The organism is Streptomyces sp. NPDC025638, assembly GCF_055558775.1.
In genome coordinates, this window is the sequence record NZ_JBVHLX010000005.1 from 201,451 (window position 1) to 212,819 (window position 11,369).

The window sequence follows — 11,369 nt, forward strand, 5'->3', positions numbered from 1 at the left end:
CGATACGCCGGAACGACGTACGCCGAGGGGCCGTGGCCCGGCCCCTCGGTGGCGTGCGCCCGCGCCGCCATCGGATCGCCTCGCACCTCTTCGTACCGACAACCGGGGGAGTCATCCCATGTCCGACACCGTCAGCGCACGTGCCCGTCTCGCCGACGCCCGGGTCTACCTCTGCACGGACGCCCGCAGACGGCAGGGCGACCTCGCCGAGTTCCTGGACGCGGTGCTGGCCGGCGGCGTCGACATCGTGCAGTTGCGGGACAAGGGCATGGAGGCGGCCGAGGAACTGGAGCACCTCCAGGTGTTCGCCGAGGCCTGCGCCCGGCACGGCAAGCTGCTCGCGGTCAACGACCGTGCGGACGTCGCCCACGCCGCCGCCTCCGACGTGCTCCACCTGGGCCAGGGGGACCTTCCGGTGCCCGCCGCCCGGGCCGTGCTCGGCGACGAGGTGCTGATCGGCCGGTCCACCCACACTGAGCAAGAGGCCGCCGCGGCCGCGGTGCAGGAAGGCGTGGACTACTTCTGCACGGGCCCCTGCTGGCCGACCCCCACGAAGCCCGGCCGCCATGCCCCCGGCCTCGACCTGGTCCGCCGCACCGCCTCCCTCGGCACCGAGCGTCCCTGGTTCGCCATCGGCGGCATCGACCTCGGCAACCTCGACGAGGTGATCGACGCGGGCGCCCGCCGGGTGGTCGTCGTCCGTGCGATCACGGAGGCGGACGACCCGGGAGCGGCGGCGGCCGAGTTCCAGAAGCGGCTGCGGCAGGTGTAGCACCCGTCACTGTCCGTATTCCCGTTCGTCTTCTGTCCAAGGAGTGGACAGAAAGTCGGCAAAACGGGCAAATCTCCGGCCCTCGGTTGGGCCTCCGCCCGCCCCTGGCTAACCTGCCGGTATGGCCCTCGGAACCGCATCGACCAGGACGGATCGCGCACGCACCGTGCGCGACATCCTCGGCACCGGCAAGACGACGTACTCGTTCGAGTTCTACGCGCCGAAGACCCCCAAGGGCGAGCGGAGCCTGTGGAACGCGCTGCGCAGGGTCGAGGCGGTGGCTCCGGACTTCGTCTCCGTCACCTACGGCGCCGGCGGCTCCACCCGGGCCACCACGGTCAAGGAGACCCAGCAGATCGTCGTCGACACGACGCTCACGCCGGTCGCCCATCTCACCGCGGTCGACCACTCCATCGCCGAACTGCGCAACATCATCGGCCAGTACGCCGACGCCGGCATCCGCAACATGCTCGCCGTGCGCGGCGACCCGCCCGGCGACCCGATGGGCGACTGGGTGCCGCACCCCAAGGGCCTGACCTACGCGGCCGAACTCGTCCGTCTCATCAAGGAGTCGGGCGACTTCTGCGTGGGCGTCGCCGCCTTCCCGGAGATGCACCCGCGCTCCAGCGACTGGGACACGGACGTCGAGCACTTCGTCGACAAGTGCCGCGCGGGCGCCGACTACGCGATCACGCAGATGTTCTTCCAGCCGGATTCCTATCTGCGGCTGCGTGACCGGGTCGTGGCCGCGGGCTGCGAGACGCCGGTCATTCCCGAGGTCCTGCCGGTCACGAGCGTGAAGATGCTGGAGCGGCTGCCCAAGCTCAGCAACGCCATGTTCCCGGAAGCCCTGAAAGAGCGGATCCTCACAGCAAAAGACGATCCGGCGGCGGTACGCTCCATTGGCATCGAATTCGCCACGGAGTTCTGCGCACGGCTGCTGGCCGAGGGAGTCCCCGGACTGCACTTCATCACGCTCAACAACTCCACGGCACCGCTGGAAATCTACGAGAACCTGGGCCTGCACCACCCCCCGCAGGCCTAGACCGGCCGCACGGGTATACGACACACTGCGTAGCGGTCACTGGGAGAGGGGCGTACATGGGCTGGACGGTCCTCTACATCGCGTTCGGCATCGTCGCGCTGTGGTTGCTCGGCGAGGTGCTGCTGCAGTACAAGGCGCGCCTGCGCTGGCGCCTGCTCGCCTTCGTCGGGTTCCTCGGCGTCGTGCTCGGCGTGCTGATCCCGTCCGTCGTGGTCATCGGACTGGGCGCGGCCGCCTTCGCGATCGGCCAGACCTACGTCACGCTGTCGTTCCGCCGTGGCTTCGCGTCCGGCTGGGCGGTCCGCGGCCCGGCCGCGGGCGGCAGCAGCAAGCGCCGCCGCGGCGAGCCGGTTGACCCCACCCTTGAGGTCTCCGACCTGGAAGAGGCCGAGGGGGACGACCGGGACGGCGCCTACCGCCGCGACAGCGTCTCGTACGGCGACGACGACTACGACCGCGAGGACGTGTTCGCGCCGACCCGCTCCGCCGAGCCCACCGCCGCCGAGGCGACCGCCGTCTACGAGCCGCAGCCGCTCCCCGATGACACGGGCTCGTACGGCATATACGGCGGCCCCGCCTATGCGACCGCTGGCCAGCCCCAGGACCAGAGCTACGCGACCGCTGCCCAGGGCACCGACCAGAACTACGCGTACGACTACTCCGGATACGGCCAGCAGCAGTACGGCTACGACACCACCGGTCAGCAGCAGTACGCCAACTACTCCGACCCGTACGTCGGCAACCAGACCTACGGCGGTGCCTCGTACGACAACGGCTACGGCGGCCAGCAGTACCCCCAGCAGGGCTACGGCCAGGACCAGTACGCCACCGGCGGCTACGGCGAGACCCCGGCCGGCGGAGTCTGGGTCCCGCAGCAGCGCACCGACGAGACGTACGGCGGCGAGTTGCCGCAGGAGCAGCAGTACCCGTACCAGCAGGGCAACGGTCAGCAGCCGGGGAACGGCTACGACGAGCAGTACCGTTTCTGAAAGCTGGCGGGGCCTCACTGGGAGCCCCGGAAGTCCGGTCCCTCCACGATCAGCCCCGCGACCAGCGCGCCGGACATGCCCGCGTGGGGGAGTCCACCGCCCGGGTGCGACCAGCCGCCCACCCGGTACAGGCCCGGCAGGCGCGTGGTGTTCGCCGGATGCAGGAAGCGCCCCCCGCCCGCGGCGAGCGCGGGAGCGGGCACCGGCCCGGCGCCGGTCTCCTCCGCACTGTGGCCGGGCGTACGCACCTCACGCCAGATGAGCCGCTCGCGCAGCCCGGGCAGGGCCGCCCCCGCGGCCTCCATCACCATGTCGGCGAAGCCCTCGACGGTGCTCTCCCGCTCCCAGCCGGCCTCCGTCGGCACGGTCGCCGACACCACCACCGACTCATGGTCCGCGTCCGGGCACAGGGCGGGGTCGGCGGGCCGCAGCACGGTCACCGTGGGGCGCGCCAGCCCGGCGCCCGGCGAGGTCAGGAAGTCCAACTCGGCGTCCCGGTCGGGCGCGTGCACGACCGTGCGGTGCGCGGCACCGGCCTCGCGCGCGCCGCGCAGCGCCAGCAGCACGGTGAACCGTCCGAGCCGGGCGGCCGCGGTCTCGGCGCGTACGTCGCCCTCCGCGTCGAGCGGATGCCCCGTCAGCCCCCGCAGCCGTACCGGATCCACGTCCGCCACCACATGGTCCGCCTCGGCCACCGTCCCTCCCCCAGAGCCGAAAGCCTGGGAGGTGCCCCCAGCGAGTTCCACCCCCGCCGCCCGGCCGTCCTTCTCCAGGATCCCGGTGACCTCGGTGCCGAAGACGAACTCCACCCTGCGGGCCAGACACCGCTCGTGGACCGCGCGCGCCAACTCCCGTATGCCGCCGCGGACATACCAGATGCCGAAGGCGTGCTCCATGTACGGCAGCACGGCCGCGCTCGCCGGGGCCACCCGGGGATCGAGGCCGTACGCCAGGGCGTGGCTCTCCAGGAGCGCCGCGAGCCGCGGGTCCCGCAGCTCCCAGGTGCCGACCTCGGCGAGCGTGCCGGCCCGGCGGGTGCGCAGCAGACGCCTGTGGGGGACGGACGGATAGGGCTCACGCTCCGCCAACACCGCCCAGTCGGGCCACAGGGGTTCCTCCAGCAGGGGCCGGCGGGTGCGGTCCCAGGCCTCCCGGGCCCTGACGAGGAAGTCGCCCCAGCGCTGCCCCGTACCCGCTCCGAGGGCCTCGTCCAGGGCGGAGACGACACCCGCGCGCGAGGCGTTGGGCAGGGACACGGCGGTGCCGTCCGCGAACACATGCCGGGACGACGGATCGACCTGCACCAGCTCGACGCAGTCCTCCAGCGGCTCCTTGCCGGTCTTGACGAACAGATCGCGGTAAACGGCAGGCAGGGGCAGCAGCCCGGGACCGGTGTCGAAGCGGAACCCGTCCCGCTCGAACCGGCGCAGCGCGCCGCCGTATGTCTCCGTGCGCTCGTACACCACCACCCGGTGGCCCGCGACGGCCAGCCGGGCGGCAGCCGCCATCGCGCCCATCCCGGCGCCGATCACCGCAATCCGTGCCATGCCCGCGACTTTATCGACCGCCACTGACAATCCCGCCCGCGGGCGGTCAGTCCGGCGGCCGGCCCTCGTGCGCGGCCAGCCGGCGCTCCTCCCGCCGCTGGGCCCTGCGGCGCAGGAAGCGGTGGATCCGTGAGACCAGGAAGAACAGCGCGATCAGTCCGGCGGCCAGCAGGACCGCCGCGATCACCGCCGCCGCCCCCGGATGGAACATGGCGAACGTGACGATGCCGGCCACTCCGAGATCCTCGGCCAGGCTCATGATCATGTTGCTGAAGGGTTCCGGCGAGGTGTTGATCGCCATGCGGGTGCCGGCCTTGACCGTATGGCTGGCGAGTGCCGTCGAGCCGCCGATCAGGGCCGCCGCCACCTCGGACGGCGAACCGCTGTGCCCGGCGAGCAGCGCCCCGACCCAGGCTCCCGCGACCGGCCGGACCACCGTGTGCACGGAGTCCCACACCGAGTCGACGTACGGGATCTTGTCGGCGACCGCCTCGCACAGGAACAGCACGCCCGCCGCGATGAGGACCTCGGGCCGCTGCAGCGTCTCGGGGACGTCGTCGCTCAGCCCCGTCGCGCCGAAGACGCCGAGCAGCAGCGCCACGGCGTAGGCGTTGATCCCGCTGGCCCAGCCGCTCGTGAAGACGAGAGGGAGTACGGACACGGACGCGATCGTAACCAGTCGGCATCGGCGCGTCCTGGGCATGAGCGCGCAGGCCTGAGTACGCGTACCTAGGGAGTGAGATGAGTACGCGCGCGGATGGGGGCCGACCGGCGCGAACGAGACAGTGGAGACACGGAAAGGGCGCCACGTCCGGCACCGCCGACACGGGGCGGCGGAACGGCAGTCGCGCCCTGGTCCGCTCCTTCCGCCGATTCGTCGGCGGAAGCGAGACACGGGGGGAGCAAGGGGGAGACCCGGGGGAAGACCGGAACGGGGGTTCCAACGGGGGAGTACGGAAGGCGCCGGTCCGACGGTGGCCCGCGGGGGACGCGGCCACGGCGGACCGGCGTTTTCGCGTTCAGCCCCGTCCGCTCACCCGTCCCTGGAGCAGCCGGGACAGGGCAGCGTGGACATCGTCCAGGGACCGCTCCGGTTGGAACGACTTCCAGTCCAGCGCGGCCACCAGCACCATGCCCACCAGCGCTGCCGCCGTCAGCTGGACATCGATCTCCTCGCTGAACTCGCCGTTCGCCACGCCCTCGCGCAGCACGCCCTCGACGACCGCGACGGCCTCCTGCCGGACCACCATCAGGGTGGACTGCCAGGCCCGGTTGGTGCGCCACAGCTCGGCCACGTACAGCTGGGTGAACGCCGGGTACCGGTCGATGAACACGAGTCCGGCGCGGACCATCTCGTCCAGGGCGTCGACCTTGCTGCCCCCCTCGCGCTCGGTCCGTTCGGCCGCCTCCCGGAGGGAGGCGGTGAGGAGGCCCACGCCGTGCCGCAGCAGCTCCTCGAAGAGGACCGACTTGCTCGCGAAGTTGTAGTAGACCGTGCCCTTCGCGACCCCGGCCCGCTCGGCGATCTCGTCCACGGTGGTGGCGGAGAAGCCCTGCTCGGCGATGAGTGTGACGGCCGCCTCGTAGAGCTTCTGCCGGGTGGCCTCGCGGCGCGTGCGGCCGCCCGACGTGGTGCTGCTGCTTTCCATGGGCCCGATTGTCACAGGAACCGTGGCCCCGGAGGGTGTGGAAGCCGAGGTCATACGTGAGGTTGTCACAGGCTCAGCTCCGGGTGCAGCCGGTCCAGGGTCCACACCTGGCTGCGGCGGGCCGACAGGGCGGTCAGCGCCAGGGCACCGGCCGTGAAGGCGACCAGCACGGCGCAGGCCTGCCACACCGGGCCCAGGCCGCCGCCGGTGATCAGCCTTCTGAGGGCCGCGACGACATAGCTCATCGGCAGGAAGGGGTGGATCGCGTTGAAGAAGCCCGGGCTGGTCTGTACGGGGTACGTGCCGCCCGCCGACGTCAGCTGGAGCATCAGCAGGGCGAGCACGAGGATCCGGCCCGCCGCCCCGAAGCGCGCGTTCAGCCACTGCACGAGCGCCCCGAAGCACGCCGCCACCAGGAACAGGAAGCCCACCGTCCCGGCCGCCCGGGCCATCTGCAGACCGATCGCCCAGTGCAGCACCGCCATCAGGGCCGCCGTCTGCAGCACGCCGACCGCGACCACCGGCAGCCAGCCCGCCAGCGCGATCCGCCAGGCGGCGGAACCGGCCGCCAGGGCGCGCCGGTTGAGCGGCTGGATCAGCATGTACGCCACCATCGCGCCCACCCACAGGGACAGCGGGATGAAGTACGGGGCGAATCCGGTGCCGTAGTTGGGCGCCTTGTGCAGGTCCCTGGAGGCGAGCTGGACCGGGTCGGCCATCACCTCGGTGCGCTGGTCGCGGTCTTTCTTGTCGTAGTCGGGGATCCGCCCGGCCCCGTCGTGCAGTCCGCCGGCGAGCTTCCCCGAGCCGTCGACGAGCTTGTACATGCCGCCGTTGAGGTCCTCGGCGCCCGTCTTGAGCTTGCCGACGCCCTCGTCCAGGTCGGTGGCGCCGGTCTTGGCCGTGCCGAGCCCGGTGTGCAGCTTCTTGGCGCCCGCGGCGACCTTGCCCGCGCCGTCGTTCAGCTTGTTGATCTTCTTGACGGCGTCGTCGACGTCCTCGGAGAGGTGCGGCGAGCGGTCGGCCAGGGCCTGGGCCTGCTTCTGGAGCGTGCCGAGGTTGGTGCGGAGCGTCTTCAGGTCGCCGTCCTGGTCGGCGATCAGCGTGTTGAGGTCGTCGGCCACCGTGGCCACGTCGGCGGCGGCCTCCTTGGCCTTCTTCAGATCGGGGCAGATCGGGTCGGGCAGCACCGTTGCCTCGCAGTGCGTCCGGTAGACCTCGTCGAGCGCCTCGGAGGCCGCGTGCGCGGTCCTGGCGGCGCCCGGGGCGGCCTTCACCAGGACGTCGAGGTTGTGGCCGACCGCCTTGGCCGAGTCGGCGACCAGCTGTGCCGTGTCACCGATGGTCTTCTCGTTGTCCTTGAGGAACGGGCCGACCTTGTCGTAGACCCCGTTGACGTTGTCCGCGAGTGTCTGCGTGCCCTCGGAGACCTGCTGCGAACCGTCCTCCAGGTCGCCGGCGCCCGTGTTGAGCTTCTTCAGGCCCTTGGACAGCTTGCCGCTGCCGCTCTTGGCGTCCGTCAGCCCGTCCGCGAGGTCCTTGGAGCCCTTCTCCGCCTTCCCGATGCCGCCCTTGAGCCTGTCGGCGCCGTTCGCGGCCTTCACGGTCTGCCCGTGGATGTCGGAGAAGGAGATGAAGATCCGGTCCAGGAAGGACCGGGAGGTCTTGGTGGACGCGGCCGTGCGCACCTCACTGAAGACCGTCCGGGATATCTGCCCGACGATGTAGTTGTTCGCGTCGTTCGTACGCACCTGGAGGGCGCCCGTCTCCGGGGAGTCGCCCGAGCTGGAGGCGATGCGCCGGCTGAAGTCGGCCGGCATGGTCAGCGACAGGTAGTACGTGCCGTTCTCGACGCCCTTGCGTGCCTCGGCCCCGTCGACCTCGTGCCACTCGAAGGTCTTGCTGTCCCGCAGCCCGCCGACGATGTCGTCGCCCGCCGTGATCCTCTTCCCGCCGGCGGTCGCCCCCTTGTCGTCGTTGACGAGCGCCACGGGGATGCGGTCCAGACGGCCGTACGGGTCCCAGAAGGACCACAGGTACAGCGCGCCGTACAGCAGCGGCAGGACCAGGAGCGCGACCAGGGCGGCACGCGGCAGCCTCCCCCGGCCGAAGCGCCTCAGCTCAAGCGCGGCCAGCCTCGGCGAGCGCATCGCCGTCCTCCTTCGCCAGGTCGTCGATCGTGGTGCCGGTGCCGGTGCCGGTGCCGGTGTCGGTGCCGGCCTCGGCCTCGGTCTCGGTCTCTGTTTCCTTCGTGGTCCCGGTCGAGATGACCACGGCGTCGTCCGGGGCCTGGCTGCACACCGCGACGACCGTCGTCCCGGCTTCGGCGAGGGACTTCAGGAGGGCCCAGACCTCGGCCCGTTCGGCGTCCGAGAGCTTCAGGTCGACGTCGTCCACCCCGAGCAGTCGGGGCCTGCCGATGAGTGCGAGGGCGACGGACAGGCGCAGCGCCTCCGGCCGCTCCAGGTCGCGTACGGCGGTGCGGGAACCCTTGGGCAGGGCCTCCCGGTCGAGCCCGGCGGCACCCAGCGCGGCGTCGATCCGCAGCCTCGCCTCCAGCGTCCGCTCCCGGTGCGGCCGCATCAGCCCGCGCAGCGAGTCCCCGAACCGCCGCTGCAGCAGCGCCCGTTCGCGCAGGTGCTCGCCGACGGTCAGGGCCGGTTCGAGGTCGGTGACACCGGCGACGTTGGCCACCGCGCTGAGGCGGCGCACCGCCGCGAGCTGCTTGGGCAGATGGGCCGGGCCCACCGCCGCCGTTCCCGTGGTGGCCTTCATCCGGCCGGTGAGCGCGAGCAGCAGACACGTCCGGCCGGAGCCGGACGGTCCCTCGACGGCGATCAGCGAGCCGGGCTCGGCGTCGACTGAGACCCCTTGGAACGCCCAGCCCCGGGGGCCCTTGAGGCCGAAGTCCCGGGCGGCGACGGCGAGTCCTGGCGGACTGCTCACAGCTCCCCCATCCCTGGGGCCCGGGGATGTTCCCCGCATCCCCGATCGTTCCCCAATTTGAACTGACTGGTCAGTGCAAAAACTAGCCCGAACTTTCGATCGAAGCAAAACCCCAGGTCAGAACGGATTGTCAGTGGCATACCTCACGATGGGCACATACGGCATCACCGGACAGGTAGTGCCGTCACCCAGACGACAGGAGGTTCGTCATGGCCAACTCGTCCGCAGCCGCCGCACGTCGGCGCAGCGCCACCGGCCCTGCCCCCTCACTGACCGGCCCGGCGAGCGATGTGCACCCCGTGCTCCGCCGGACCACGGCCCCGCCCGCTGCCCTCGACCTGCTCGCCCAGGCCCGCGCCGGACTCGACGAGGCCGCCGTCCTCGAAACGCCGAACGAGCGCTATGCGACGGCCCATCTCGCCGCCCTGCGCACGGCTGCCGCCGTCCTCGCCGCGCGAGGCCGCCCGGAGCCCTCGCCCAGGCGCCGCCCCCGCATCAGGAGCGCCTGGGAAGTGCTCCCCGAGATCGCGCCCGAGCTCACCGAGTGGAGCGCACTGTTCGCCTCCGGCGCCCGGCGCCGCGCCCGGGCCGAGGCGGGCATCCAGGGCGCGGCCACCCAGCGGGACGCCGACGACCTCATACGGGACGTGGCGATGTTCGTCCGCCTCGTCGAGCGGATGCTGGTGCTCCAGCCGGTCCTGCCACAGCCACGCCAGGACACGGAAGGGCCGGACCGCCCCCTCGCCCGCGGAGAGCTCCCGGACGCGGGCTGACCACCCGCCGCGGAGCGGGGCCGACGGCGACCGGTGTCCGCCGAGCGAGACGGACGCGGCGGTACACCATCGCGGTGACCTGGTACGGCACCGGAGGCAATAGGGTGGAGAGCGCCTGCAGCCTTCCCTCCTCCGGTACCCCGGGCCGGGGAGGCACCCCGTTCGCGCCGCCGGGCAACAGGCGGTGCCGTGCCGAGGAGTCAACTGCCGTGTCGGATCCGATGCGCCCCCGTTCCTCCCTCCGTACCGCCGTGGTCTGGGAGGTCCTCCAGGACGCCCTGGACCGCCGCGTCAAGGCCACGGGCCGGGACTCGCTGGACGTGCTGGACACCGGCGGCGGCAGCGGCAACTTCGCTGTGCCCCTGGCCCGCCTCGGCCACCGCGTCACCGTCGTCGACCCCAGCCCGAACGCGCTGTTCGCGCTGGAGCGCCGGACCGCCGAGGCCGGGGTCGCCGACCGGGTCCGGGGCGTGCAGGGCGACGCCCACGGGCTCTTCGACGTGGTCGAGCGCGGCGGCTACGACGTGGTGCTGTGCCACGGCGTGCTGGAGTACGTGGACGACCCGGCCGAGGGCGTCCGCAACGCGGTGGCCGCCCTGCGCCCCGAGGGCGTCCTCAGCCTCCTCGCGGCCGGCCTCGGCGGCGCCGTGCTCGCCCGCGCCCTCGCGGGCCACTTCACGGAGGCCAAGCAGGCGCTGGAGGACCCGGCCGGCCGCTGGGGCACCGGCGACCCGATGCCGCGGCGCTTCACCGCCGAGCAGCTCACCGAGCTGGTCGAGGCCGCGGGCCTCCGGGTGGCCGCCGTGCACGGCGTACGGGTCTTCGCCGACCTGGTACCCGGCGTCCTCGTGGACACCGAGCCCGGGGCCCTGGACGCCCTGCTGAAGCTGGAGGCCGCGGCGGCCGAGCTCCCCGCGTTCCACTCCGTCGCCACCCAGCTGCACGTCCTGGGCGAGACGAGGGGTGCGAACGGGGCCTGAACCGCCCCCCGAGTGACGCTGCTGATCAGCGCCGCGGGCGCACATGGAGTACGCCACAGGCCCCCCGATCGAGCGGTTTGCGCCGTATGATCGAGGGAGACCGCCCGGCATGACGGGTCGGCCGCCGGGGAATGGAAGCCTCAGCGAGCCGGGCCGGCCATGGCGGGATTCCGGTTGGCCAATTGGCGTAGAGGGGCGGGTTTCACGGGGGCGATTCCCTGCCTATCCTGAAGGGACCCCCCGGGTCGCCCCGGCGACTGCACGATGAGGAGGACTCCGTGCCGCTCTCGGAGCACGAGCAGCGCATGCTCGAGCAGATGGAGCGAGCGCTGTACGCCGAAGATCCCAAGTTCGCGACAGCGCTTGAGGGAAGCGGGCTGCGCACGTACACCCGGCGACGGGTCTACCAGGCGGTGGCGGGCTTCCTCGTAGGTATCGCGCTCCTCATGGCCGGAATGGTCGCACAGCAGATCTGGGTCAGCGTGGTGGGCTTCCTTGTCATGCTGGGCTGTGCGGTACTCGCCGTAACGGGGTGGCGCAAGGCTCCCAAGCCGGGCGAACAGCCCGCCGGCACCCCGCATGCGCGCCGTCAGGGACGGCCGAAGCGTTCCATGATGGACCGCATCGAACAGCGCTGGCAGCGCCGCCGGGACGAACAAGGCCACTAG

The 11,369-nt window shown here is 72.0% G+C and carries 11 protein-coding genes; 6 read left to right on the forward strand and 5 right to left on the reverse strand.

What is annotated here, in order from left to right:
* Window positions 1–118 precede the first annotated feature (118 nt).
* The 3 genes from thiE (at window position 119) to ACZ4EG_RS14990 (ending at window position 2,806) form a co-directional block, all read left to right on the forward strand.
* The gene (thiE, locus tag ACZ4EG_RS14980) at window positions 119–772 is read left to right on the forward strand and encodes a thiamine phosphate synthase (protein ID WP_467790915.1); all 654 of its coding nucleotides are present in this window, start codon (window positions 119–121) and stop codon (window positions 770–772) included.
* A gap of 121 nt (window positions 773–893) precedes the next feature.
* Window positions 894–1,817, forward strand: a complete 924-nt coding sequence (gene metF, locus ACZ4EG_RS14985) for a methylenetetrahydrofolate reductase [NAD(P)H] (protein ID WP_453547934.1) — start codon at window positions 894–896, stop codon at window positions 1,815–1,817.
* 56 nt (window positions 1,818–1,873) lie between these two features.
* Entirely contained in the window at window positions 1,874–2,806 is a 933-nt protein-coding gene (locus ACZ4EG_RS14990; RefSeq protein WP_467790916.1) for an SCO2102 family sporulation regulator, read from the forward strand.
* 14 nt (window positions 2,807–2,820) lie between these two features.
* Here the strand turns inward: ACZ4EG_RS14990 and ACZ4EG_RS14995 are convergent, their stop codons facing one another.
* The 5 genes from ACZ4EG_RS14995 to ACZ4EG_RS15015 form a co-directional block, all read right to left on the reverse strand.
* Complete coding sequence (locus ACZ4EG_RS14995; protein ID WP_467790917.1) at window positions 2,821–4,353, reverse strand: phytoene desaturase family protein; 1,533 nt, start codon at window positions 4,351–4,353, stop codon at window positions 2,821–2,823.
* Window positions 4,354–4,399: 46 nt separating this feature from the next.
* On the reverse strand, window positions 4,400–5,014 hold the full coding sequence (locus ACZ4EG_RS15000; protein ID WP_467790918.1) for a DUF4126 domain-containing protein: 615 nt from the start codon (window positions 5,012–5,014) through the stop codon (window positions 4,400–4,402).
* A 358-nt stretch (window positions 5,015–5,372) separates the two neighbouring features.
* Window positions 5,373–6,002, reverse strand: coding sequence for a TetR/AcrR family transcriptional regulator (locus ACZ4EG_RS15005; protein WP_390709172.1), 630 nt, complete (start codon window positions 6,000–6,002; stop codon window positions 5,373–5,375).
* A gap of 65 nt (window positions 6,003–6,067) precedes the next feature.
* Window positions 6,068–8,152, reverse strand: coding sequence for a YhgE/Pip family protein (locus tag ACZ4EG_RS15010; RefSeq protein ID WP_467790919.1), 2,085 nt, complete (start codon window positions 8,150–8,152; stop codon window positions 6,068–6,070).
* Window positions 8,124–8,987 (reverse strand): ATP-binding cassette domain-containing protein, encoded by an 864-nt coding sequence (locus ACZ4EG_RS15015; RefSeq protein WP_467790920.1) that lies wholly within the window; start codon window positions 8,985–8,987, stop codon window positions 8,124–8,126. The genes ACZ4EG_RS15010 and ACZ4EG_RS15015 overlap by 29 nt, the downstream gene beginning before the upstream one ends.
* A 170-nt stretch (window positions 8,988–9,157) precedes the next feature.
* Between ACZ4EG_RS15015 and ACZ4EG_RS15020 the strand changes: the two genes are divergently transcribed.
* The 3 genes from ACZ4EG_RS15020 to ACZ4EG_RS15030 all read left to right on the forward strand — a co-directional run bounded on the left by ACZ4EG_RS15020 (window position 9,158) and on the right by ACZ4EG_RS15030 (window position 11,369).
* On the forward strand, window positions 9,158–9,721 hold the full coding sequence (locus ACZ4EG_RS15020) for an SAV_6107 family HEPN domain-containing protein (RefSeq protein ID WP_467790921.1): 564 nt from the start codon (window positions 9,158–9,160) through the stop codon (window positions 9,719–9,721).
* A 209-nt stretch (window positions 9,722–9,930) separates the two neighbouring features.
* On the forward strand, window positions 9,931–10,701 hold the full coding sequence (locus ACZ4EG_RS15025; RefSeq protein WP_467790922.1) for a methyltransferase domain-containing protein: 771 nt from the start codon (window positions 9,931–9,933) through the stop codon (window positions 10,699–10,701).
* Window positions 10,702–10,979: 278 nt separating this feature from the next.
* Window positions 10,980–11,369 (forward strand): DUF3040 domain-containing protein, encoded by a 390-nt coding sequence (locus tag ACZ4EG_RS15030; protein WP_363297039.1) that lies wholly within the window; start codon window positions 10,980–10,982, stop codon window positions 11,367–11,369.